The sequence below is a fragment of the Pantoea sp. App145 genome (assembly GCF_047947045.1).
In the GTDB taxonomy this organism is placed as follows: domain Bacteria; phylum Pseudomonadota; class Gammaproteobacteria; order Enterobacterales; family Enterobacteriaceae; genus Pantoea.
This window is the reverse complement of sequence record NZ_CP133293.1, coordinates 279,504-303,402: the sequence shown is the minus strand read 5'-3', so window position 1 is coordinate 303,402 and position 23,899 is coordinate 279,504. Positions and strand designations below refer to the sequence as shown.

Genomic DNA, 23,899 nt, shown 5'->3' with positions numbered 1-23,899 from the left:
CGGAGTTTATGATGTTCGGGAAACTAACACTGGACGATATTCCTTACCATGAACCCATTATCATGGTAACGGTAGCGGCCATTATACTTGGCGGTATTGCTGTCGTTGCAGGGCTGACTTTCTTCAGAAAATGGGGAGTACTATGGAATGACTGGATTACGACAGTTGATCACAAACGCATTGGTATAATGTATATTTTTGTTGCGTTGATCATGTTGGTCCGTGGCTTTGCCGATGCAATTATGATGCGCACCCAACTTGCGATTGCTGGTGGAGGCAATGAAGGATTTTTGCCACCACATCACTACGATCAAATATTTACGGCTCATGGCGTCATCATGATTTTCTTTGTCGCCACACCATTTATCACTGGCCTGATGAATATCATTATGCCATTACAGATTGGAGCCAGGGATGTATCATTCCCATGGTTAAATGCCTTAAGTTTTTGGTTATTTGTCGGTGGTGTGATTCTGGTCAACCTTTCCTTAGGGATAGGTGAATTTGCACAAACTGGATGGGTCGCTTATCCACCTCTCTCGGGTATTAAATACAGTCCTGGAGTTGGTGTCGATTACTATATCTGGAGTTTGCAACTGTCAGGCTTGGGGACATTACTGACGGGTGTGAATCTTTTTGTCACGATCCTTAAGATGCGTGCACCGGGTATGAAATTGATGATGATGCCTGTATTTACCTGGACCACACTGGTTACTTGCGCCATCATCATTGCTGCATTTCCAATCCTTACAGCTGCTCTGGCCATGCTCACGCTCGACCGTTATTTAGACATGCATTTTTTCACCAATGAATTAGGTGGAAATCCAATGATGTATGTGAACCTGATTTGGGCATGGGGTCATCCAGAAGTTTATATTCTGGTGCTGCCGGCATTTGGGGTGTTCTCTGAAGTCACTCCAACTTTTGCACGCAAAAAGTTGTTTGGTTATAACTCAATGATCGGTGCAACAGTCGCTATCGGCATTTTGTCGTTTATCGTATGGTTACACCACTTTTTCACAATGGGTTCGGGTGCTAACGTCAATGCTTTCTTCGGCATTATGACGATGATTATTGCAATTCCAACTGGTGTAAAAATCTTTACCTGGCTTTTCACCATGTATCGCGGCAACCTTGTCTTCAGTACACCTATGTTATGGGTACTGGGTTCTCTGGTCACTTTCACAATTGGTGGTATGACAGGGGTTCTTTTGGCAATTCCGGGAGCTGATTTTTTACTTCATAACAGCCTGTTTCTGGTTGCTCACTTCCATAATGTCATCATCGGCGGTGCTTTGTTTGGCTACTTTGCTGGTTTTGGTTTCTGGTTTCCAAAAGTCTTTGGTATCAAGCTAAATGAGAAGCTGGGTCGATACTCATTCTGGTGTTGGATTGTAGGTTTTTATCTTGCCTTCATTCCTATGTATATACTTGGCTTCATGGGAATGACTCGTCGCCTTAACCACTATACAAACCCCGATTGGTCTCCTTATCTGAAAATATCAGCATTAGGTGCTGTCTTCATTCTCTTTGGTATCATTTTCTTTATCCTGCAGATTATTGTCAGTGTACGTGACCACAAAAAACTTCCTGCAGTTTCCGGTGATCCGTGGGATGGACGTACTCTGGAATGGGCAACAGCGTCTCCGCCTCCATTTTATAACTTTGCGGTAGTTCCTCATGTTGATAGCCTGGATTACTGGCATGAATTAAAGAAAAAAGGATTGGATAAAGAAGCACCAAAGTATGAACCAATTCATATGCCACGTAATGCTGCAACACCTTTTGTTATCTCGATGATCGGGACAGTGCTCGGATTTGCACTAATCTGGCATATCTGGTGGTTAGCAATAGTATGCTTCTTTGGCATGGTCGCCGGTGTCTTCATGAGAGTTTATGACGAAAATATTGATTACGTTGTCAGCGTTGAAGAGATTGAAAAAATCGAAGGCAATCACCTAAATAAAGAATTCAAAAAGGTATAACAATGAGCAGCCATACGATTGAGGCTTCTTATAAAGAAGAAGTGATTCATGAGCACCTGCATGAGAGTCATGATCATGGTACCAAATTGGGACTATGGATTTACCTTATGTCAGATTGCATTTTGTTTGGTACATTCTTTGCGACTTACGCTGTGTTAAGTAACGCATTTGCTGGTGGACCAACACCAAAAGATCTATTCGATGTGCCATACGTATTAGCTGAAACGTTCATGTTATTGTTATCAAGCATAACATGTGGTTTTGTTATGCTCTCTTTGAGGGAAGGCAAAAAAAACCAAGTGTTAGTATGGCTTGTTATTACATTTTTGTTTGGCGTAGCATTCGTTGCTATGGAAGTTAATGAATTTCACCACCTCATTGAGATTAATGCGGGACCTGACCGGAGTGCCTGGCTTTCTGCATTTTTCTCCCTTGTTGCCACGCATGGTTTGCATGTGACTGTTGGCTTAGTTTGGATGGGGATTTTAATCCATCAAATCATCACAAGGGGGATTGGTGGAAAAATAACCCAGCGCTTAGAATGTCTGAGCCTCTTTTGGCATTTTCTTGATTTAGTATGGATCTGTGTATTCACCATTGTTTATTTATTGGGGGTTTACTAATGATGGGAAGTTCAGCATCGCAGGCTCATTCAGAAGCACATGGGACTTATAGAAGCTACATTACTGGTTTTGTACTTTGTGTAATCCTAACCTTAATTCCATTCATGTTAGTCATGTATCCTGTCGGACCCAGGTCACTCACGCTAACTGTATTTATTTTAGCTGCCGTAGCCCAATTATTAGTACAGATGGTTTTTTTCCTCCATCTGAATAGAAAAGCTGAAGGCGGCTGGAATCTTGCCAGTTTTATTTTTACACTGCTCATACTTCTCATCGTGATTGGATTATCAATCTGGATTATCTGGAGCATGCATTACCACATGATGATTAGAGGTTAAAAAAAAGGCCTGTTGATACATAATCAGCAGGCCTTTTATTACTTTTCCTCTTTAAATCGTGATGTATGTTGTTTTATCATTTCCTCACAAGATTCATTATCGTAGTACTTCTGAATTTCGTCATCACCCTCTGTTTTTCCATCTGATTTACATGAGTTAACTTGTAGTAGAGAGTTTTCCCGTGCTTTGACCTTATCTGGCAACGTCATGCAAGCAATGATTATCCCGTAAACTAATGCGATAAAAACAATTGCTGAGAAAATCAATAACAAACAACCAGGCCTTTTTTTTGGCAGCTCATTAGACTTTTTTTTCTTCATTGATAATCCAGTGGAAACTATATGTGGTGAAAAATAAATTGTATTTGTGAAAATAATAACATTAAAAAAAGCCCGTCCTCAAGGACGAGGCGGGCATATAATTCGGACGATTACACTTAAACGACAAAAATACGTCCATCTTTGCCGTTTATTATATTAACTCCGATGGCGTGAAAAGTAAATAAATTATATAAACATTGTTCTGTTATAGATATAAACAATATAATTGTTATAGTTTTTTTTTGAAAAAATGATGTCATCAATTTTCTATCGAATAGATTTATTTACAGCCACAATAAATATAATTTTGGATAAATGAGGGGGATCGAATTCAAGAGCATAAAATGGGATATACAGAAGGCTGCAGAGGTTACATTGTAAACCTCTGCAATTTTATCAATCCTGAAGATGAAAATCTCTGGCAGAGTCAATAACAGGCGAAACTATTCCAGTTCTGATCACAAAATCTCCAAAACCTTCATCTTCTAACCGCTGAGATGACCAGCTAGCAATTAAATGGTCAATAATTTCTTTAATATCAGACGTTTCGAAATTATCACGATAAAGGCGTGGTATGCGAGTACCTTCCTTGTTCCCACCGATGTAGAGGCTATAGCGATCAGGCGCTCTACCAACCAAACCCATTTCAGCCAACATGGCACGCCCACAGCCGTTTGGACAACCAGTGATACGGAAGACTAAGGATTCATTTCCTATTCCATGACGTACAAGTGATTTCTCAAGACTTGAGACAAAATCAGGCAAAATACGTTCTGCTTCAGCCATTGCTAAAGGACATGTCGGAAAAGAAACACATGCCATAGAATTTTTCTCTTGCTCAGTTAAACTTTCATTAATTAACCCATACGCAAGTGCGATGCTTTCAATTCGTTGCTTATTGTCATCGCTTACACCTGCTACAATTAAATTTTGATTTGCAGTTAATCTGAAGTCACCAGTATGTATTTTTGCAATTTCTGCAACTCCAGCTTTATAAGGTAATCCGGGTCTATCAATAAGACGACCACTTGGAATGAAAAGTGTTAAATGCCAGTCCTTATCAATTCCACGTACCCAACCGATTCGATCACCACGCTCGGTAAAGCGATACGGTTCTGGATCAGAAAATTTGACGCCAGCTCGAGCTTCAACTTCGGCTTTAAATACTTCAACTCCAACTCGTTCGAGTGTGTATTTCGTTTTGGCATTGCGACGGTTTGTACGATTTCCCCAGTCACGTTGGACAGATACAACGGCTTCAGCAATTTTTAATGTATACTCCAGAGGTATAAATCCAAATTCAGAAGCGAGTCGTGGATAGGTGCTGGTGTCTCCCTGCGTCATTGCTAATCCGCCGCCTACCAACACATTAAAACCTTTCAGGATTCCATTCTCTCCGATTGCGATGAAATTGAGATCATTTGCGTGAAGATCGACATCATTCTGTGGAGGAATAACTACGGCAGTCTTAAATTTCCTGGGGAGATAAGTATTACCTAAAATAGGTTCATTTTCTTCTAAGACAATTTTTTCTTTATCTAACCAAACTTCCGCATAAGCATTTGTGCGAGGGAGTAAATGTTCAGATATTTTCTTAGCCCATTCATAGGCTTCAAGATGAAGAGAGGATTCTACTGGGTTAGCTGTGCAAAGAACATTGCGATTAACATCACCGGCTGTAGCTCGTGAGTCAAGGCCCAGTCTGTTAAGTAGTTGATGTACGGGTTTAATGTCTTGTTTCAGCACGCCGTGAAATTGTACGGTCTGGCGATTAGTTATACGAATGCTACCATATAAAGTATGTTCACGAGCGAATTCGTCAATACCTAACCATTGGCTGGGAGTAATAATCCCACCAGGGAGTCTCACTCGCAACATAACCGTGTGTAGAGGCTCTAACTTTTGAGAAAGCCGTTCCTGACGAATATCACGGTCATCTTGTTGATACATACCATGAAATCGAATTAATTGGAAGTTATCACCTTTGAAACCACCGGTCATTGAATCTTTTAAGTCATCAGTGATAGTTCCTCTCAATAAATTGCTTTCTTCCTTTAATCTTTCATTATCTGAAAGTTTATTATCCTTCATGATGTCTCCTCGGTCGTTTTGCGTGATTAGAACATCCATTCTTTTCATTCACCATGCACAGCTTTGGAGGATTTATCTATAACAGTTGTAAGTGATAAACTTATTAATAATTAAGGTAATGCTTATCTATATAATAGATATGCCGAAGAAGATAAAATAATTGAAGCCGTGAGTATGTACTCATTTCGGCTTCGATAATTTTACGAGGATGAGGGCAGAGTCAATCTTTTGTAATGAAATCAGTGCTTAGATTCTTAACAGAAGGGCACCCTATTTGAGCCAGTGTGCGATCTACATCCTGTTTAAGAAGGGTTATAACATCATCTACTCCTTGTTGCCCTTTTGCTGCTAATCCATAGAGAGTAGCTCTGCCCAAGAGAACCATGTCAGCTCCCAAACATAGGGCTTTAACGATATCTGAACCCCGACGAAAACCACTATCGATCAAAACTGGTTTATCAATTTTGCTAGCTACGGATTGGAGGGTTTCAATTGGGGCGAGATTATATTCCAGTTGCCTCCCACCATGGTTTGAAAGGATTACGCCATCTGCACCAGATTTGATAGAATTTTCAGCATCTTCTACTCGTGTAATACCTTTTACTAATAAACGATGTGGCCATATATCACGAAGTCGTCTCAGGCTTTGTTGATCAAAACTGGCATCCATTTGACGGCTCATTATAGCTGCCTGCATTTCAAGACTACTCGTTTCGGCAGTGACAAAGTTGGCCAGTTGCGGCATACCACCAAGAAGAAATCTCAACGACCAACCAGGATGAGTACACCCATCTAGCATCATTGCAGGAGAGTATTTTATTGGCAAACCAAACTTATTACGTAAGTCACGTTCACGATTACCATTTACACCAACGTCAACAGTAATAACTAATGTAGTATAACCTGAATCAAGTGCCCGCTTTACCATCTGTGAAGCTAGTTCCTGATGTACAACATAAAGCTGAAACCATTTTTCACCATCTGATTGCCGTGCGACATCTTCAATACTCATATTTGAAGCTGTTGAAAGCATAAAGGGAATATTTGCCTTTGCTGCAGCTTTAGCTAGTATCAAGTCTCCTTTAGGCCATAATGCTCCATTCAAACCTGTCGGAGCAATCGCAAATGGGGCATCCCATTTTTTACCGAAAATCTTCTGTGTAATATCCCTTTTACTTACATCAATCAGGCGATGGGGGGTAAAACGCCAGCGATTAAATACTTCTCTGTTATGAGAGAGACCTTTTTCGTCGTCCGCTCCACCATCAAGATAATCGAAGATCATTTTAGGTAGTTTCTTTTCTGCCAATAATCGGTAGTCTTCAACATTGAATAATTTGTTGCTCATTAATTCCCCTCCTGCAGCGGACCCCAGGTTTCGACTTCAATCAGTGCTGGTTTCCCGGAATGTTGTGCATCGATTATGGACTGCCGGAGCTGCTCAGGTGTGTTCGCTTGGAATGATTGCACACCGTATCCTTCAGCAAGACGGCAGAAGTTGATATCGGGTACATCTAATCCAGGGACATTATTCACACCCAGAACCCCAGCGAACCAACGTAATGCACCGTATGTACCATTTTTTAATACAATAAATATGACAGGGATATTGTATTTAGCTGCAGTCCATAATGCCTGAATACTATAATTTGAAGATCCATCACCGATTACTACAAAGACTTGACGGTCAGGCTTGGCAAGTTGAATACCTACTCCGGCGGGCATGGCAAAACCAAGACCACCTGCTGCAGCAAAATAGTAACTACCCTGAGAACGCAGGTCTAAACGTTGCCACAGTATGTTAGTTGTGGATGTTGACTCGTTAACATAAATAGCATTTTTCGGTGCTACAGAGTTCAATGTATCAAAGAAAGTTTCAGGTTTGAGCGGAGAAGTAAGTTCCACCACATCGGGTAAGGGTAATGGTGATGGCAGGTCAGAATTACGTTCTGCGACATTCATCACGAGTTGATTTAGTGCGGGTTTAATATCTGCGAGCCATGCATTACCCATTGGTGCACGAGAGGCCTCATTTAAATCGCAAGTGATAGATACCAATTCAGCACCATTAGGAAGGTACTCGCCCGGTTCATATTGATGGTAACGAAAAACTGGTGCACCAATTACAATTATCAGGTCATGCCCATCAAGTAATCGACTGATAGAGGCGATACCTGCCGGAAGGATCCCACGGAAGGATGGATGACGTGTTGGGAAAGGGCAGCGAGGAGCTGATGGGGCAACCCACACCGGGCATTTTAGTTTTTCAGCGAGAGTAATTGCTTTCTCATTAGCATCTGCCGCATCTACATCTGCTCCTAAAACCAGAACAGGATTCACTGCGGAATTAATCTGGCTGACAAGAGTTTGTAACGATTCATCGTCCAGTGCTCGCGCACTTTTTACCTTACGCTCTAATAAACTTTCTGAAGCCTTATCTGCTGGTTTATCCCAATCATCATAAGGTATTGAAAGATATACCGGGCCGGGTGCTTCGGACGTTGCGGTATGAATTGCACGACTAAATGCATAAGGTACTTCTTGTGGTGTCGCTGGTTCATGACTCCACTTTACTAATGGTCTGGGGAGGGCGGAGGCATCTATGTTGGTCAATAATGCCTCAACTGACATCATTGCCCTATTTTGCTGGCCGGCGGTAATTATAAGGGGAGAATGTGAATTCCATGCGTTAGCCAATGCCCCCATTGCATTGCCTGTACCTGCTGCTGAATGCAGATTGACAACTGCCGCTTTCCCAGAAGCTAGAGCATAACCATCAGCAATACCGACTACAACTGCTTCCTGTAGTCCTAAAACATATTCAAAATCATCAGGAAAATCTTTCAGAAAGGGGAGTTCATTAGAACCAGGGTTACCAAATATTTTACTGATGCCATTTTTGCGCAGTAATTGATAAGTAATATTATGTACAGTTTTCATCATAGTATCTCCATTTTAGATAGGAAAACTATAAAGTCCCACCTTGTAATTAATCAAATAGATAGTATATTGAGAAGAAAATAGATGGAGTCTATATATGGATCTCAATTTGCTTCGGGTTTTTATCGCAATATATGAGACGCAGAGCGTAACAGGGGCTGCTGAACGACTTTTCATTACCCAACCGTCTGTAAGCTATGCGTTAAAGCGGTTGAGGGATGAGTTTGATGATGCTTTGTTTTCCCGCAATAGTGCAGGCATGCTACCTACTTTTCGTGCAGTCCAGCTGTATGAAGTATTTAAACGAGCGATGAGTTCAATTGATCAGGCTGTGGCAGACAGTAAGACTTTCGATTTCGCAGCATCTACTTTCCGTTTTACATTAGCGTTATCAGACCTTGGTGAATTTTTTTTCTTACCTTACATATATCGAGAGTTGCAACAGGTTGCTCCTAATGTAAAGCTGGAGGTGCTTCAACTTGATGTTGACTTACTTGAAGATTGGCTTCTCAATGGTAAAATTGATGCTGCAATTTGCAACAGAAATAGCAAAGTATCCAATGTAAGATGCGAAGTCTTACTTAGAGACCAATATGTATGTCTGTTGAATAAAAATCACCCACGTATCCAGGATAATTTAACGTCAGATTCGTTCCTGAAAGAAAAGCATATTACTGTATCCTCTCAGGCTGGTCACCATTATGTTGAAGAGAGAGTCAGGCAGGCAGGGAACGAATTACATGTCGTATTACGAGTTCCTCACTTCAGCGCTTTAGGAGAGTTGATTTCTTCTTCCGAGTGTCTTACGACTTTACCATCAAGCATTGGCCATATGTTTGCAGAGTTGAATGAAGGTAGAATTTTACCATTGCCGTTCAATGTTCCTGATGTGGAGGTCTGTCTCTACAGCCAGATGAGCAGCGGAGACTTACCTGCAAAAAGATGGTTCTGCAATATGCTTAAAGAAGTATGTTGTTCGGTTAGATCACCCGTACCAAGAATTCGTGATAATTCACATTTATAGGCTTTATCTATAATCCTGATGTTAAACTATCGATTTGATTAGATATCGAAAATTCAAAAGGGTGGTAAACGCTATTGGTGTCTCCGATATGTCGATAGTAACGTAACTATAATAATTGTAAGTGTCGATTTGTCCGCTGCTCATGGCGGACTTTTTTACATAACATTTTTTGATCATTTTATGCTTCCCGCATAGGTCATTCAGATCACACTCATCTTTATGATTTTTCAGCAATAAATGATTGTTAAATAGAATGCGTCTATGTTAATTATTAGTTGCTATCTATTTTTCTTTATCAACTCATAGAGGTAGCATTCTTCATTAGAAGGCTAAGTGATTTGGAAAAACTCATCACATTTTGCCATTTGACGGAGTTGAAAAAGAGGAGATAGTTATGACTAATCTTGATATTAAGGTCACTGGATTAGAGGTCCGTGCTGTTAATGCCCCACTTGAAATCCCGATTCAGACTGCAGTTGGTACAGTAGCCTCTGCACCATTAGTGTTGATTGATATAAATACAAATGCGGGTGTGACAGGGCATGCATGGATTTTTTCGTATACTCCTGTTTGCCTTATTCCTCTAAGAGAAATGGTACAAAGTTTAAGAAGTTTTATTGAAGGAAATGACCTCAACCCAGTGGCTATTTCATTTGCAATTGAAAAAGCTTTTCTACTCGTCGGGCATACTGGGTTATTAAGAATGGCTACTGCAGGTATCGATATGGCGTTATGGGATGCCTTTGCAAAAGCTTCAAATTCACCACTTTATAAAATATTAGGGGGTAACCACAGACCAATAAAGGCTTACGATAGTCATAGTATGGACGGTGCGGTATTAGCAGTCGAACGCGCAAAACGGTCTCTTAAGGAAGGATTTAAGGCTCTGAAAACTAAGATTGGATATGATACAGTCGAAGAAGATATTGCAGTTATTAGGGCCATAAAATCCGCTACAGACAATAAAATTGCTGTTATGGTTGACTATAATCAGAGTCTTGATGTTCCTGAGGCGATTAAACGTTCCCAGTTACTCGAAAATGAAGGGATTGTGTGGATTGAGGAACCGACTAAGCAGTATGATTATTTTGGCCACGCAAAAATTTCTTCATCTACTCATTTACCTATTCAGATGGGTGAAAACTGGCTTGGGATATTTGAGATGAACAATTGTTTACAAGCCAACTCGTGTGACTTAGCTATGGCAGATATTATGAAAATTGGTGGAGTAACCGGATGGTTGAAAGCTGCAACATTGGCAGAAAGTAAAGGTATTCCTCTATCCAGCCATCTTTTTCAAGAGTTCAGTGCCCATGTTCTCACAGTAACACCAACGGCTGATTGGCTTGAACGTATGGATATAGCGTCATCCATTTTGGACTCCTCATTAAGATTTATAGAAGGCCAGGCGATTCTTAGTGACGAACCTGGAGCAGGCTTTGTGTGGAAGGATTCTGAGATTAGTAAATATGTTATATAACTCATACTCGAACGAAGTCCATTTTAGCTATACCTTATTTTATAATCTTGAGGTGTAAGTATTTTTAGCTGTATTCATTCATGTGAATCTATTAAGCATTCTGGTTATTAGTGGTTTATGATCTTAGTTGCTTTAATGGTTTTTTTGACCTTCCTATCTAGTTTGGTGTGTTTCTTGCATGAAGTTAATCTGAAAAGGAGGTGGCTTATGAACAATACCTATCAGATGACTTATGCTGAACTGGATTTATTTGGTGAGATAATCTGGAAACTTTCCAGCCATAAGGACAATATACAAATCAGGATTGATATATTGCCTGAGGTTGGCAAATTGCTTAAAGCAGATGTCATTGCTTCAGGTATATGCCAGCCAGGCAGTGGTAAAACTCGCGACCTGGTTGGCTGGAATCTCAGCAATAGTGCACTTAAAGAATACAGTGAAATATGGGAAGAAGTCGATCCACTTACTGCACCTCTTCGACAAAAGCGTTGCCCTTCATTAGCCGAAGAGGTGATTAAACGCTCTGAGCTTGAAAGGACTGACTTTTATCATGGTTTTTTAAAAGCTAATGACATGTTTCACGGCATAAATGTGTACTTTTTTAAAGAGGGTCGTGATGTTGGCGACCTGCGTATCTGGCGAGCGCAGGATATGCCCCATTTTGGTGCGAGAGAAGTGAGTTTACTCACCACTTTGGAACCTTTTTTCGTCAGAGGTTTGAATACACCGACTGAATCGCTGACGCCACGAGAAAGAGAAGTGGTACGGCTTGTTGTAACCGGACTTAGTGATAAAGAAGTTGCAAGGTCTCTTGAGATTGGTTTTACAACGGTCAGATCACATCTGAATCGGGCTATGGATAAGTTAAAATGCGCAAACCGCACGGAACTAACAGCACGTATACGAAATTAGTATCTCCTCAATTTTGAGGATAGAGAAGCCGTCGTGTCTCTGACTTAATCATGATTACATCATGTTCATGAAGAGAGAAGAGATATGAAGATAAAATCCTGTTGTGTATTGCTAGTTCTGTTATACAACATTAGTTTTGCGCATGCTAAAATAATGTTACCGGACTTAAAAAGATTGACGGCGACTGAGGCAGCTAAATTAATTTGCGAGCGCAAAATTACCAGTAAAGATCTTACAGAAGCCTACTTATCAAATATTAAAACGTATCCAAATCTTAATGCATTTATTACTGTGACTGCAGAAAGTGCACTTCATGAAGCTAAAGCCTATGATATGAGAATATCAAAGGGGGAAGCGTGTTTACCCTTAGGCGGTGTTCCATTCGCTGTGAAAGATAATACACAGGTAGCAGGGTTACCAAATACAGGTGGAACTCCGGCTTTGCGTAATTTTGTGCCATCAACTACAGCTCCTGTCATCAGAAAACTACAAGCAGCAGGAGCTATTCTTATTGGAAAAACAAATATGCAAGAGTTGGCCTATGGTATGACAGGATTGAATCCGGCTTATCATTATCCTGGTATTATAGGTATTCGGAATGCAAATGATTCAAGCCGTATTCCGGGAGGATCTTCTTCAGGAAGTGCTGTTGCAGTAGCTGCCGGAATGGCAACTATTGCAACCGGCTCAGATACAGGAGGTTCTGTTCGTCAGCCTTGTGCTTTGAATGGCTGTGTTGGCTTTCGTCCGACAACAGGTCGTTACCCACGTGAGGGTATAATACCAATATCTCATCACCGGGATACACCAGGAACCATGGCTCATAGTGTAGCTGACATAGCGCTCATGGATCAGATCATTACAAATGAAAATCAAAATAAGCCTAAAGCTGCTAATTTAATTCGTCTTGGAGTTGCTAGTTACTTTTGGGAAGGACGTGATCATGATGTGAGAGAAAAAACAGAGCAGGCAATGAAAAAACTACGTAATGCAGGTGTAGTGATTGTCCCAGTTTCGATGCCTGGCGTGGGGGAGTTAGTCAAATCTGTTTCCTTTCCAGTAGTTGTACATGAAGGGAAATATGATTTGGAAAAATATTTACGGGACAATCATACCGAGATCAGTATTGAAGAACTTGCTGCTAAAATAGCCAGTCCCGATGTAAAGAAATTGTTTGATAATAATATTCTACCACAACGTTATCCTGATCGTAGTGGTAATCTGGTTGCGCTAGAACCAGAATATAAATGGGCGTTAACTGAAGGTATTCCAAGACTCTCATCTATGACAAAAGATGTTATGGAGACAAATCATCTTGATGGATTGATTTTTCCGACCTCTCCAATTGTAGCTCCTCTTAGTAATATTGATTCTACATCAATGGCAATGTTCCAGCTGATGATTCATAATACTGATTTTGGTAGTAATATCAATTTACCCGGACTTTCTATCCCTGTAGGTAAGGGTTCATCAACGAAGATGCCTGTTGCCCTGGAAATAGATGGACTACCTGGTAGTGATGTTAATTTACTTTCAGTTGGTGAGACTCTGGAAGGGATTTTAAACAGTGCACAGTGAGAGCGCCACTCTTTAGCTTTTTATGAAAATTATCCTTTACATGGTCATATCTTAGAGTCGACAATATTTTCAAAGTTAATGTAAATTTCATTTGATATGATTTTTACATTCTATGAGGAGAGCCACTATTCAAGTGGCTCTGAATTTGATTACTCTGTGTTATCTGGAGTTCTATAAATTTGCAACCAAAAGCGCCCGGTTGTGCTGGTAGGTGGTGCGAACTCATTATCTCTTATAGTACAGTACTTCCCAAATTTCCTTGTGACTGTATGATTATTGGTATTTATCTCACATTCCTGAAATGACCCACCATCTCGACCAACTTTGTTATGCGGTGCTACGTATATTGGCATAATTATTCCCTTTATAACGATCTAATTGAAGATGCCTATTTAAGAGCTATAACTCCCTTCTTCATCATTGGTTATTGACAATGATGAAGTTAAATATATCTTGAATGTATTTGTGTTATTTATGATTTTGAGCGATTATCGTTCTTTTTTGAGGTAATCACTCCTCATGGCGAAGTGGTTGTTGAAGCCGGCATTAACTGCCATGGATATACTCTTCAGTAATAATTTATAGTTGTATACTTGATGAATTCAATCATCATAAGTCAGGTGTTTTTATCTGTTATGTGCTCATATAGTTATCAACATGATATTAACATTAATCATGTTATTCGTGCTTGACTGACTTTTCAGTTGGGTTAAATGCTTATTTCAATACATAAATGGTTTGCTTCAATTGATTATGTTGTTAACTCGCTCTGCCAGGTATTTTACCATGTTATGAAATTGCTGATTCCAGATAACTGATCTAAGATTTAATCATCATACTGTATCTTTAATTTTTATCATAATTTTCACTTAATGTTGATTAAGTCTAAATTCATGGGGTTAAATGATGAAGAAAATTTTGTTTGTTCACGGCGCATGGCAGGGTGGCTGGGCTTGGGAGCCTGTTATCAATGCGCTGACTAGTGCTGGCTGTAACGCCAGGGCACTTGATCTGCCTGGTAGTGGAGATGACAATACACCTGTTAGCCAGGTATCGTTAGACTCGTATGCCCAAAAAATCATACAAGAAGCGCTTAAATTTTCTAATCGTGGGGATATTTTTCTTGTAGGGCATAGTATGGGAGGAGCAGCGGTCACCGCGGCTGCCTCTCTTGCTCCAGAGTTATTTGCAAAAATTATATATGTATGTGCTTTTCTTCCTCAGACCGGAGAGTCTGTTGCGTCATTAGGCCAACTGAGTACTGAGTTAGGAACTCCGGGACCCATTGCACAATATCTTTTGGATGAAGGCGTGGCTGTACTTAATTCAGATAAAATTGCTGAGACATTTTTTCACGACTATTCGGGGCCTGACCTTGGAGCAATCATTCACAAGTTTAAGCCTCAACCCTTAGCACCAATAACAACATCCTTGGTCCAGACAGAGGGTTTTGAACGTCTTACTAAGGCATATATAATTAGTGGTGAAGATCACGCAATATCTCCGTTGCTTCAAAAAACTATGGCTGAGCGTGCCGGGATTTCTGAAATTTATACATTGGATGCCGGCCATGAGCCATTCTTTACAAAGACATCTGAGCTGAGCAAATTGTTGATTAGGATTATTTAAAACAAAAGACAAGTCTCTGCTGAGAGACTTGTCTTTTTAATATATATCATGATTTTTGTATAGCATTAATATTTAATTAATGTCTGGTATGCGATATCAAAATACGAGAAAGCCAATCCATCACAAACCCTATAAATCCGATGGTGATAATAACGGCCATTAGTGCTGGGTAATCCAGACGGTCGCGTGCATCCAGAATTGCATAACCAAGTCCAGAGTTTACACCCAGCATTTCACAGGGGACAAGTACGATCCATAGAACCCCGATAGATAATCGGATCCCGGTTAGAACGTGTATTCTTACTGCAGGGACTACAATATACCATAACCATTCTACAGGGGTTGCACTTAGTGATTTCGCCAACATCGTCCAGCCTGGAGGCAATTGCTTTACACCGCTGGCTGTATTAAGAATGATCGGCCAGACAGCGGCAAATGCCAGAAGAAACCAAATTGAGTGATCTCCAATACCTAGCATCATGACTGCAATGGGCATCCATGAAATGGGGGAGACCATACGTAAAAACTGCATCGCGGGCATTGTGATTCGCTCAAGTACAGCAGAGCATCCAATCATTAATCCTATAGGTACTCCAATTAATAACGCGAATCCTAAACCTATTGCAACGCGTGAAAGGCTGACAATGATGTTTTGTATTAATAATCCCTGATGGAACATTACCCAGAGGCTGATAAATGCTTGCTCTGGTGAAAATAAAGTTGCCATACCATCTGAAGCATTTGTCACTAACCACCAGATCGTGATTAATACAGCAAATCCAGGTAACGACCAGCTCAGGTGCACTATACTTCTTTTCATGAGGTAATAACTTCCTCTCGACTATAAGTGTGCTCGGGCAAATCAAATGCTTTCATACCTCCGGCCCGTATAATGCTCTCGCGGACGAACTTTTCTTCTACCAGGTCTTTAGCCACCTGTTGTGGATCGAGTTGCTTGATAAAAGTATTATCGCCCTCAATTGTTGTCAGTTTTAATTGCTCAGTGAGTGATGCAAAATAGCTGGGATAGGGCCAGGGCTGAAAGTCTATGCGTTTTTGGTGCCAGTCAGGGTGTCTTATAGCACCACTTTCTATCCAGCTTTTTTGCAAAGCTTCAGTTGGTAGCATCACCTGGCGTAACACACCATTATCATGTGGGGTGTAGTGATGCGCATCTTGTCGTGACAGCATTTGTGCTGATTGCTCTCTGTTCTCACGGATCCATTTCTGTGCGTTAACGATGGCATCTGTGACTCCCTGGCTCCATGCTGGGCGCTGGGTCAGATCATTTTCATGCATCATAACGACGCAGCAGGCATGGTTTTGCCAGACATCACCTGTGAAACGTAAAATTTTTCCAACTTTGCTAGCTTCAGCTAGTGCATTGAAGGGTTCTGCCACAATAAAGCCGTGAATCTGACCTGATGCTAAAGCTGGGACCATATCTGAAGGTGAAAGGATAACCAGTTTTACCTGGTTTTCACCGGGTGTGCCCATTACGGCTTCTAATCCAGAGTTGCGCAGCATTTGCTGAAGTACAATGTTGTGAATTGAATACCAAAAAGGTACTGCAACAGTTTTACCTGATAAATCAGTAATTTGATTGATAGAAGGAGAAACGGTTAAGGCGGAACCATTGGTATGGTTCCAGGCTACCACTTTTGCAGGAATCTTAGTCTTATAGCGCGCCCAGATAGTTACTGGTGCGAGCATATGTATCACATTAACATTGCCGGCAATAAATGCTTCGGTCAGTTGTGACCAGCTTCGGAACATAACAGGTTTATCTGCTTTTAAACCGGCCTTGTCGTATAAACCCAGCCCATGTGCTACCAGAAGCGGTGCAGCATCGGTAATCGGCAAATATCCGATCCTGACAGGAGCATTCGGTTCAGCTGCTGCACGTGCCTGCTGTTGAAGAATCAGTGGGAGTGCTGCCCCGGTTGTCAGCAAAGCGCTTAATTTTAAAAAATCTCTACGCGTCAGGTTGTCACACATCTGGCACATTGTATTTCTCCACGTCATTCTTACGGGTTAACTCATGCAGTTTTTTCAGGATCTCAATTCTATATTTAGCAAGATCCTCAAGGAGATTATCACGTGGATAAGGGAGAGGGAGTCGCCAAATCCCCATAATCTGTCCAGGTTGACCTCCTAATAAAATTATCCGGTCTGCAACTAATAATGCTTCATCTATATCGTGTGTTATTAATAACGCAGACATGCGATGTTGACGCAAAACTGATATCAATAAACGTTGCATATCATGCCGGGTTATTTCATCCAGCGCGCTAAATGGCTCATCCAGCAGCATCACCTTCGGTAATCGTGCCAGGCAGCGGGCCAAAGCAACGCGTTGTGCCATACCGCCTGAAAGTTGGGCAGGCATTTTACCCAGATGTTGAATTAATCCGACTGATTCAATTGCTTTCATTATTCTGGTTTGTCGCTGAGACGCAGAGATGCGAGGCTGATGACGAAAATCCAGACCAAAAGCGACATTTTGCTCAAGTGTAAGCCACGGTAATAACGTAGCATCCTGGAAAGCGACTGACAGACGAGGATGTGGTCCAGTAAGTACTTTCCCCAACCAGGTCACCTCACCTGATAATGGCTTTTCCAGGCCGGCAAGGATTCGTAACAAACTGGATTTACCTACACCACTTGATCCCACTACTGCAACGATTTCATTTTCACTTAATGTAAAATCAAAATGCTGCATTAATCGGGTTACCTTTCCGCTATGCTGGTAACCAATATCTAATTTGTGAGCCTGTAATAGTGCACTCATTTCTTACGCCTCGATAATTGCTGAGTAAGTTGAGTTACGCTCGGCGTCACCAGGGGTAGAAAAGCACATTCGCGCCATCGACGTGCAATCTGATCGCCATGAGGGGAAAGGTAGGCTTTACCACCTGCTTGCATCAACTCCAGCTGCATACATCTTTGTGCAAGATTTATCAAAGCCAGACGCAGTCGAAACAACTTTTCTGGCTGTTGAATAAATTGTCCTGAACCGATGCCTTCTAAAAGGCTCCTATTAACCTGCCGGAACTCGGAATTTGCCTCTTCCCATTGTGAGTGCAATACATTGTTCAGTTTTATCTTGCTCTCATTGAGAGTGCGCGCAACCATACCTAATGCCATACCGCATTGCAGACCAAGAAAGTGCGGGCGTAAAAGTGGTAGATATTGGCGGGCTGAAGGGTGGATCACCTGAACATCGCGCAGTTTTACGTCATCAAAAACGATGGCAGCCGTGGCGCTTCCCTGCATCCCCATTAGAGAGAGTTCAGGAGAAAGCGTAACGCCAGCCTGGTTAGATGCAATACTGGCAATGAAAGGTTCACTGCCATCATCAGGTTCTATAACAGTCACAATTCTAAAGCCGCTATGTTGCAGATTTGTCACCCAATGAAGCTTCCCGCTAATGTGCCAACTGTCACCGTGCTTACATCCCTTGACTTGAAGTTCTTCAATGCCTGATAAAAATTTCATGGCATTTGATAAACCGGTTGCCCCTGCTAGTTGACCAGACAGGAGCAAGACTAACTCTTCTTTGATTAGCTGTTCCGAAGATGCCTGAAGAAGTATCTCGATATAGGTCCTGTGGCCCCAAAACATAAATGCAGCGGTGAGTGAATGGGTTGCTACCTGGCTCAACGCATTGATAGCATCCAGTATCGATCCGCCTAAGCCACCCAATTCAGATGGTACACCGATGCGAAATAAATCTGAGGTGGCCAGTTGTTGAAAAAGCTCCGACGTTAGATCACTGGTTTGATCAAGCAAGAGCGCATTATTATCAAGCCAGGCGCGTAATGTAGGAGTAAGCATGATTGTCCTCAGAGGTTCATGGAGTAAGCTATTTCGACCAGGCCCATTGGCTCAATTCACGGTTTAAAGGGGTTTGAGCAAGGCTATTGGCAAAATTGCATAGGGTAGCCAGGCTTACTCCCAGGATGACGTCGAGTGCCTGTTGTTCGCTATAACCTGCTCCCCGGAAATTTTCCCATTCCGCTTCAGTGACAGCTCCACGATTGGCAATCACTGCACGGGTAAACTCAGCTATAGCCTCCAGGTGCTCGTCAGGAAGAGGGTTGCGTTCACGCAGTGCTTTGAGATCATCAGCAGACATAATCTTTTTCTTTTCCACAGTGGCAGAATGGCCTGCTACACAAAAAGCACAATCATGAGTTGTGGCAGCAATTAATTGCACTGTTTCTCGTTCTGCTGGTGACAAACTATTTTTATTGTTGATATTGCTGACAGTGACGTATACCTCAAGTGCTTGTGGTGAATTTGCTAAATTAAGTAGTAGATTAGGAATAAAACCAGATAAGCGTTTTGCGTTTTCCAGATAAGGTTGCGATGCAATGGGGGCGCTTTCCAGCTTTTGTAAAGTGATTCTTGACATTTTGTCCTCCAGATTAACTGATGTAATTATGTTTTTATTGGCAGTTGACAGCAATGCTGATAATGATTTAAAAATTGTTCATTCGTCCTTTTTTATAGTCCTGTTTGTTATGTTTAATATCGAATGGTTATTAGATAACCTTACTATTCAGAATACTGTTTATCACATGGGGAAATACTGCGGTGCATGGAAAGGAAGCACTGCAGGCGCAGGGAAGGCGAGCTATCATATTATAATGGAAGGTACTGGCTGGCTTCATCATGGTTCCCAACCTATACCTACTTTTTTGCAGGAAGGGGACATGGTTCTATTTTTACAGGATTGTCCATTTGTGTTGTCTGGGTTTCAGGATCGTGAGGAGGCTTTTGATGCTCCACAACGAGAAATGCAACCAATGACGTACAAAGATGAGGAGGGAACAGCGTTAACATGCGGTTTTATTACCTTTACTTCAGTTGTTAGTAAAATGATTTTGCATTTTCTTCCTCAGATGATTTTATTCAGAAAGCAGGATGACCACTCTGGTTCTGTGAGAAAGTTAGTCGATGTGATTACTCAGGAAGCTATTCGGACTGATCATAAAAGCGAAAAGCTGGTCGTGTCATTGACTGAAATGATTTTTTTTATGGTTATAAGACAGCAATTTATTGCGCATCCGCTCATAAGCCCATTAGGAAGAGTACCGGTCTCTAAAGAGTTTTTACATCTGCTAGCGGAAATTGTTTTGTTTCCTGATCGAGATTGGACGGTGGAAAACATGGCTCAGGCATCAGGTATGTCTCGTTCGTGGTTCACCCAGCGGTTTAGTCAGGCTTCACCGCTCTCACCAGCCGATATGGTGAGGCATGTAAGAATCGCTCTTGCATGCCAGGCAATTGATGATGGCGTATCACTGACTGAATGTGCAGAGAAAGTGGGATATCAGTCACAGGCTGCCTTTAGCCGAGCTTTCCAGCGTGTAACAGGCGAGACGCCCGGACGTTATAGCCGTAAATCTAATCATTAATTGACAGGTAATTTTTGCGTGGATCAGCTGCATGATTTCAACTTATGAATTTGGCTGGGCGCTAAATGTTATTGTTGGTTCAAAGGATTATTTCAAGGCGTACTCATCGTCATTCACATTGCCACCCATCCTATAACACCCACTGGCATAGCCTTTCAGGTTTTCTTCACCTTCATTAGAGTCTCAAATGAAAGATTAAATCTTTCATTTCATCTTTCACAATAAAAGATTTTATAATCATTTTGTGATCATTATTGCATTTTTAGGTCCATTTTCGATCTACCTTGTGTTCGCAGTGAAAAATTACATCAACTGTTCTCTACATAAGGATTTCATAAATGATAGAAATCATCACCCACGGTGCCGAGTGGTTTATTGGGCTGTTTCAAAAAGGTGGAGAGGTGTTTGTTGGGATGGTGACGGGAATACTGCCCCTGCTTATTAGCCTGCTTGTGATCATGAATGCACTGATTGTTTTTGTTGGTCAACGCCGAATTGAGAAACTGGCCCAACGCTGTGCTGGTAACCCCATCTCACGTTATCTGTTACTACCCACCATCGGTACTTTTGTCTTCTGTAATCCGATGACGCATAGCCTGGGTAAGTTCATGCCGGAAAAGTATAAACCGAGCTATTACGCCGCCGCGTCCTACAGTTGTCACTCAATGAATGGTTTATTTCCACATATTAATCCCGGCGAATTGTTTGTTTATCTGGGGATAGCAAGTGGGCTGACTACGCTGCATTTGCCTCTGGGACCTTTGGCTGTGAGCTATCTACTCGTAGGTTTGGTCACCAATTTTTTCCGAGGATGGGTTACTGACCTTACAACTACCATTTTTGAGAAAAAAATGGGCCTTCAACTTGAACGTCATGTTCGCTTATAAAAATCGAGGCTTAATAATGGCTAACACGATTGAAGTTCGTAAAGGTGAAAGTGGTTGGGGTGGCCCCCTGTCGATCGAGGTTACACCGGGGAAAAAAATAGTTTATGTCACTGCAGGGACTCGACCAGCAATAGTCGATCGACTTAAAACGTTGACTGGGTGGGAAGCTGTTGATGGTTTCCGGGAAGGGGAACCTCCAGTCGATGAAATTGGTGTTGCGGTTATTGATTGTGGTGGCACGTTGCGTTGTGGACTCTATCCCAAACGTCGTATTCCTACGATTAACATCCATGCGACAGGAAAATCGGGACCACTGGCTCAGTTCATCACAGAAGATATTTATGTTTCTGGTGTCCGGGTTGAAGATATTTCTGCGGCTAACGATAACGTCGCTGAATCTGTACAAAAAACAGAAGTGGCTTCGGAACTGTCAACTCAAGGGGCTTTGACTGGCCGCGACTATGACACCAGCAAGAAAATTACTGAACAGAGTGATGGCCTGCTTGCAAAAGTGGGTATGGGCATGGGATCTGTTGTAGCCGTTCTGTTCCAGGCAGGCCGGGAAACCATTGATACGGTACTTAAAACGATTTTGCCCTTTATGGCTTTTGTATCAGCCCTTATTGGCATCATCATGGCATCCGGGCTGGGGGATTTTGTTGCTCATGGATTAACCCCACTGGCAACTAATCCGCTTGGCCTGGTCACCCTGGCACTCATCTGTTCTTTCCCATTACTGTCACCGTTCCTCGGACCAGGGGCGGTAATTGCACAGGTCATTGGGGTCTTGATCGGTGTCCAGATTGGGCAGGGAACTATTCCCCCACATTTGGCACTTCCCGCACTATTTGCAATTAATGCGCAGGCAGCCTGTGACTTTATTCCCGTTGGATTATCTCTGGCAAATGCAAAACAGGAAACTGTTCGTGTTGCGGTTCCTTCTGTGTTAGTTGGCCGATTTCTCACTGGAGCCCCCTCTGTTTTGCTTGCCTGGGCTGTGTCTGGATTTATTTATCAATAATAAGGAGGCTTCATGAAAACCATTTACGAGTCAACATTCATTGCCATCGGTAAATCAGCGGCAGAAGCTCTTGATGATAATTTCCTTATAACATTTGGTGAGGGTGCGCCAAATGACATTGCAGAATATTGCTTTATTCACCGTAGTGATATTAACCCCGGTGAGAACTTCTCAGCCGGTGCGTTAATTACTTTAGGCGAACATCAATATCCAATAACTGCTGTTGGGGATGTCGCTCGCGAAAATTTACGCGATCTGGGTCACATAACTCTGCGTTTTGATGGTTCCAGCAGCCCGGAGTTTCCAGGAACGATTCACGTTATCGGTAAGCCGCCGGCAGTGATTCATGTTGGCGAAAAATTTTGTGTATTCAGTGATTAATCAGGAGAGAAATATGGGACAGGTTGCTGTAGTCATCGGTGGTGGTCAGACGCTGGGGGCTTTCCTGTGTGAAGGTCTGGCTGAGGCAGGATACAGGATTGCCGTTGCAGATTTAAATGTGAACAATGCGAATGGCGTTGCGGATCGGATTAATAGCCAGTTTGGTGAAGCCATTGCCCAGGGATTCGCTGTAGATGCCACCAGTGAAGCCAGTGTTCAGGCGCTGGCGGCAGCTGTTGAGACGACTTTTGGACGGTGCGATTTACTGGTATACAGTGCTGGGGTGGCAAAAGCTGCACCCATCACCCAGTTTATGCTGGATGATTTTGACCTTTCACTACAGGTAAATCTTGTTGGTTATTTCCTTTGTGCCCGTGAGTTTTCGAAACTGATGATTCGTGATGACATTAAAGGCCGAATCATTCAGATCAATTCTAAGTCTGGCAAAGTAGGTAGCAAACACAACTCAGGTTATAGTGCAGCTAAATTCGGTGGAGTTGGGCTTACCCAGTCGTTGGCACTCGATTTAGCAGAATACGGTATTACTGTGCATTCACTCATGCTGGGTAATTTGCTGAAATCACCCATGTTCCAGTCACTTCTTCCTCAGTATGCAGAAAAACTCGGAATTCAGCCCGATGAAGTTGAACAATATTATGTAGATAAAGTGCCACTTAAACGTGGGTGTGACTATCAAGATGTGCTTAACGTACTCCTGTTTTATGCGAGCGACAAAGCGGCCTACTGCACTGGCCAGTCGATTAATATTACCGGTGGTCAGGTAATGTTCTAATTAATGTGCTGGCAATATTGGTTGCCAGCTATTTTCCAAAGGTGGCGATATGGATGCTGTAACCGCGTTGATTTTATTGGCTGTGGGAGCATGGTGTTTACAGATTGCGCTGGGATGGTTGCAAATCCAGCAGTTCAATCGAGCGTTGCTGCAGTTATCACACAATGGTCGTGTCTGTATTGGACGATCTGCCGGGCGTTTTCAACCGAGAGTTGTACTGGCGCTTAGCCTGGATGAGAGTAATGTCGTAACAGGAAATTTTATTCTGAAAGGTCTGACAATTTTTGCCCGGCCCGTAGAGATTCCTCAGTTGAAAGGAACAAAACTTGAAGACATTGTTCCACAGCAAGTTTTCCCGAAAAATAAATCGATTCAGCAAGCTTTGACATTAGCCTTAGCAAATAAAGGATGATACCTTTCGTTTTGAAAGAAAAATCCTTTTGCATCACGCTTTGAGACGTTCGGGATGAGAGA

General features: G+C 42.0%; 23 protein-coding genes. 14 read left to right on the top strand and 9 right to left on the bottom strand.

The features are described 5' to 3' along the window. Positions 1–11 precede the first annotated feature (11 nt). The 3 genes from cyoB to cyoD are packed head-to-tail and all read left to right on the top strand — an operon-like array spanning position 12 to position 2,946. Complete coding sequence (gene cyoB, locus RCF31_RS26235) at positions 12–1,985, top strand: cytochrome o ubiquinol oxidase subunit I (protein WP_416414548.1); 1,974 nt, start codon at positions 12–14, stop codon at positions 1,983–1,985. Positions 1,986–1,987: 2 nt separating this feature from the next. Continuing rightward, the gene (gene cyoC, locus RCF31_RS26230) at positions 1,988–2,608 is read left to right on the top strand and encodes a cytochrome o ubiquinol oxidase subunit III (protein ID WP_416414255.1); all 621 of its coding nucleotides are present in this window, start codon (positions 1,988–1,990) and stop codon (positions 2,606–2,608) included. Between the two features lie 2 nt (positions 2,609–2,610). Beyond that, entirely contained in the window at positions 2,611–2,946 is a 336-nt protein-coding gene (gene cyoD / locus RCF31_RS26225; RefSeq protein WP_416414547.1) for a cytochrome o ubiquinol oxidase subunit IV, read from the top strand. Between the two features lie 38 nt (positions 2,947–2,984). Here the strand turns inward: cyoD and RCF31_RS26220 are convergent, their stop codons facing one another. The 4 genes from RCF31_RS26220 to mdlC all read right to left on the bottom strand — a co-directional run bounded on the left by RCF31_RS26220 (position 2,985) and on the right by mdlC (position 8,297). Beyond that, positions 2,985–3,266 (bottom strand): hypothetical protein, encoded by a 282-nt coding sequence (locus RCF31_RS26220; RefSeq protein WP_416414254.1) that lies wholly within the window; start codon positions 3,264–3,266, stop codon positions 2,985–2,987. Positions 3,267–3,662: 396 nt separating this feature from the next. Next, on the bottom strand, positions 3,663–5,357 hold the full coding sequence (cysI, locus tag RCF31_RS26215) for an assimilatory sulfite reductase (NADPH) hemoprotein subunit (RefSeq protein WP_416414253.1): 1,695 nt from the start codon (positions 5,355–5,357) through the stop codon (positions 3,663–3,665). 220 nt (positions 5,358–5,577) lie between these two features. Further along, positions 5,578–6,705 (bottom strand): alpha-hydroxy-acid oxidizing protein, encoded by a 1,128-nt coding sequence (locus tag RCF31_RS26210; RefSeq protein WP_416414252.1) that lies wholly within the window; start codon positions 6,703–6,705, stop codon positions 5,578–5,580. Then, positions 6,705–8,297, bottom strand: coding sequence for a benzoylformate decarboxylase (mdlC, locus tag RCF31_RS26205; RefSeq protein WP_416414546.1), 1,593 nt, complete (start codon positions 8,295–8,297; stop codon positions 6,705–6,707). The genes RCF31_RS26210 and mdlC overlap by 1 nt, the downstream gene beginning before the upstream one ends. A 97-nt stretch (positions 8,298–8,394) precedes the next feature. Here mdlC and RCF31_RS26200 point away from each other — a divergent pair, with 97 nt between their 5' ends. The 5 genes from RCF31_RS26200 to RCF31_RS26180 all read left to right on the top strand — a co-directional run bounded on the left by RCF31_RS26200 (position 8,395) and on the right by RCF31_RS26180 (position 14,920). After that, complete coding sequence (locus RCF31_RS26200; RefSeq protein ID WP_416414251.1) at positions 8,395–9,321, top strand: LysR family transcriptional regulator; 927 nt, start codon at positions 8,395–8,397, stop codon at positions 9,319–9,321. Positions 9,322–9,715: 394 nt separating this feature from the next. Then, the gene (locus RCF31_RS26195) at positions 9,716–10,801 is read left to right on the top strand and encodes an enolase C-terminal domain-like protein (RefSeq protein ID WP_416414250.1); all 1,086 of its coding nucleotides are present in this window, start codon (positions 9,716–9,718) and stop codon (positions 10,799–10,801) included. Positions 10,802–11,008: 207 nt separating this feature from the next. After that, positions 11,009–11,713: a response regulator transcription factor gene (locus RCF31_RS26190; RefSeq protein ID WP_416414249.1), complete on the top strand. Its 705-nt coding sequence runs from the start codon at positions 11,009–11,011 to the stop codon at positions 11,711–11,713. Between the two features lie 153 nt (positions 11,714–11,866). Further along, complete coding sequence (locus tag RCF31_RS26185) at positions 11,867–13,291, top strand: amidase family protein (RefSeq protein WP_416414545.1); 1,425 nt, start codon at positions 11,867–11,869, stop codon at positions 13,289–13,291. A gap of 903 nt (positions 13,292–14,194) precedes the next feature. Next, entirely contained in the window at positions 14,195–14,920 is a 726-nt protein-coding gene (locus RCF31_RS26180) for an alpha/beta fold hydrolase (protein WP_416414248.1), read from the top strand. A gap of 76 nt (positions 14,921–14,996) precedes the next feature. Here the strand turns inward: RCF31_RS26180 and RCF31_RS26175 are convergent, their stop codons facing one another. From RCF31_RS26175 to RCF31_RS26155, 5 genes are read right to left on the bottom strand one after another with little or no spacing between them, the layout of a single operon-like run. Next, the gene (locus tag RCF31_RS26175) at positions 14,997–15,740 is read right to left on the bottom strand and encodes an ABC transporter permease (RefSeq protein WP_416414247.1); all 744 of its coding nucleotides are present in this window, start codon (positions 15,738–15,740) and stop codon (positions 14,997–14,999) included. Continuing rightward, positions 15,737–16,927: an ABC transporter substrate-binding protein gene (locus RCF31_RS26170; RefSeq protein WP_416414246.1), complete on the bottom strand. Its 1,191-nt coding sequence runs from the start codon at positions 16,925–16,927 to the stop codon at positions 15,737–15,739. Before RCF31_RS26170 ends, RCF31_RS26175 begins: the two co-directional genes overlap by 4 nt. Next, positions 16,911–17,711, bottom strand: a complete 801-nt coding sequence (locus tag RCF31_RS26165; RefSeq protein WP_416414245.1) for an ABC transporter ATP-binding protein — start codon at positions 17,709–17,711, stop codon at positions 16,911–16,913. Before RCF31_RS26165 ends, RCF31_RS26170 begins: the two co-directional genes overlap by 17 nt. After that, positions 17,708–18,757, bottom strand: coding sequence for an acyl-CoA dehydrogenase family protein (locus tag RCF31_RS26160; RefSeq protein ID WP_416414244.1), 1,050 nt, complete (start codon positions 18,755–18,757; stop codon positions 17,708–17,710). Before RCF31_RS26160 ends, RCF31_RS26165 begins: the two co-directional genes overlap by 4 nt. Before the next feature lie 28 nt (positions 18,758–18,785). Then, positions 18,786–19,337 carry a carboxymuconolactone decarboxylase family protein gene (locus RCF31_RS26155; protein ID WP_416414243.1) on the bottom strand — a complete coding sequence of 184 codons (552 nt, stop codon included), beginning with the start codon at positions 19,335–19,337 and terminating at the stop codon, positions 18,786–18,788. A 28-nt stretch (positions 19,338–19,365) separates the two neighbouring features. Here RCF31_RS26155 and RCF31_RS26150 point away from each other — a divergent pair, with 28 nt between their 5' ends. From RCF31_RS26150 to gutM, 6 genes are all read left to right on the top strand, one after another. Beyond that, positions 19,366–20,343 carry an AraC family transcriptional regulator gene (locus RCF31_RS26150; RefSeq protein WP_416414242.1) on the top strand — a complete coding sequence of 326 codons (978 nt, stop codon included), beginning with the start codon at positions 19,366–19,368 and terminating at the stop codon, positions 20,341–20,343. 338 nt (positions 20,344–20,681) lie between these two features. Then, positions 20,682–21,230 carry a PTS glucitol/sorbitol transporter subunit IIC gene (locus RCF31_RS26145; RefSeq protein WP_416414241.1) on the top strand — a complete coding sequence of 183 codons (549 nt, stop codon included), beginning with the start codon at positions 20,682–20,684 and terminating at the stop codon, positions 21,228–21,230. A gap of 16 nt (positions 21,231–21,246) precedes the next feature. Next, positions 21,247–22,251 (top strand): PTS glucitol/sorbitol transporter subunit IIB, encoded by a 1,005-nt coding sequence (locus RCF31_RS26140; protein ID WP_416414240.1) that lies wholly within the window; start codon positions 21,247–21,249, stop codon positions 22,249–22,251. A gap of 12 nt (positions 22,252–22,263) precedes the next feature. Continuing rightward, positions 22,264–22,632: a PTS glucitol/sorbitol transporter subunit IIA gene (locus tag RCF31_RS26135; RefSeq protein ID WP_416414239.1), complete on the top strand. Its 369-nt coding sequence runs from the start codon at positions 22,264–22,266 to the stop codon at positions 22,630–22,632. A 13-nt stretch (positions 22,633–22,645) separates the two neighbouring features. Then, positions 22,646–23,425 (top strand): sorbitol-6-phosphate dehydrogenase, encoded by a 780-nt coding sequence (gene srlD / locus RCF31_RS26130; RefSeq protein ID WP_416414238.1) that lies wholly within the window; start codon positions 22,646–22,648, stop codon positions 23,423–23,425. 49 nt (positions 23,426–23,474) lie between these two features. Continuing rightward, positions 23,475–23,837 (top strand): transcriptional regulator GutM, encoded by a 363-nt coding sequence (gutM, locus tag RCF31_RS26125; RefSeq protein WP_416414237.1) that lies wholly within the window; start codon positions 23,475–23,477, stop codon positions 23,835–23,837. Positions 23,838–23,899 lie beyond the last annotated feature (62 nt).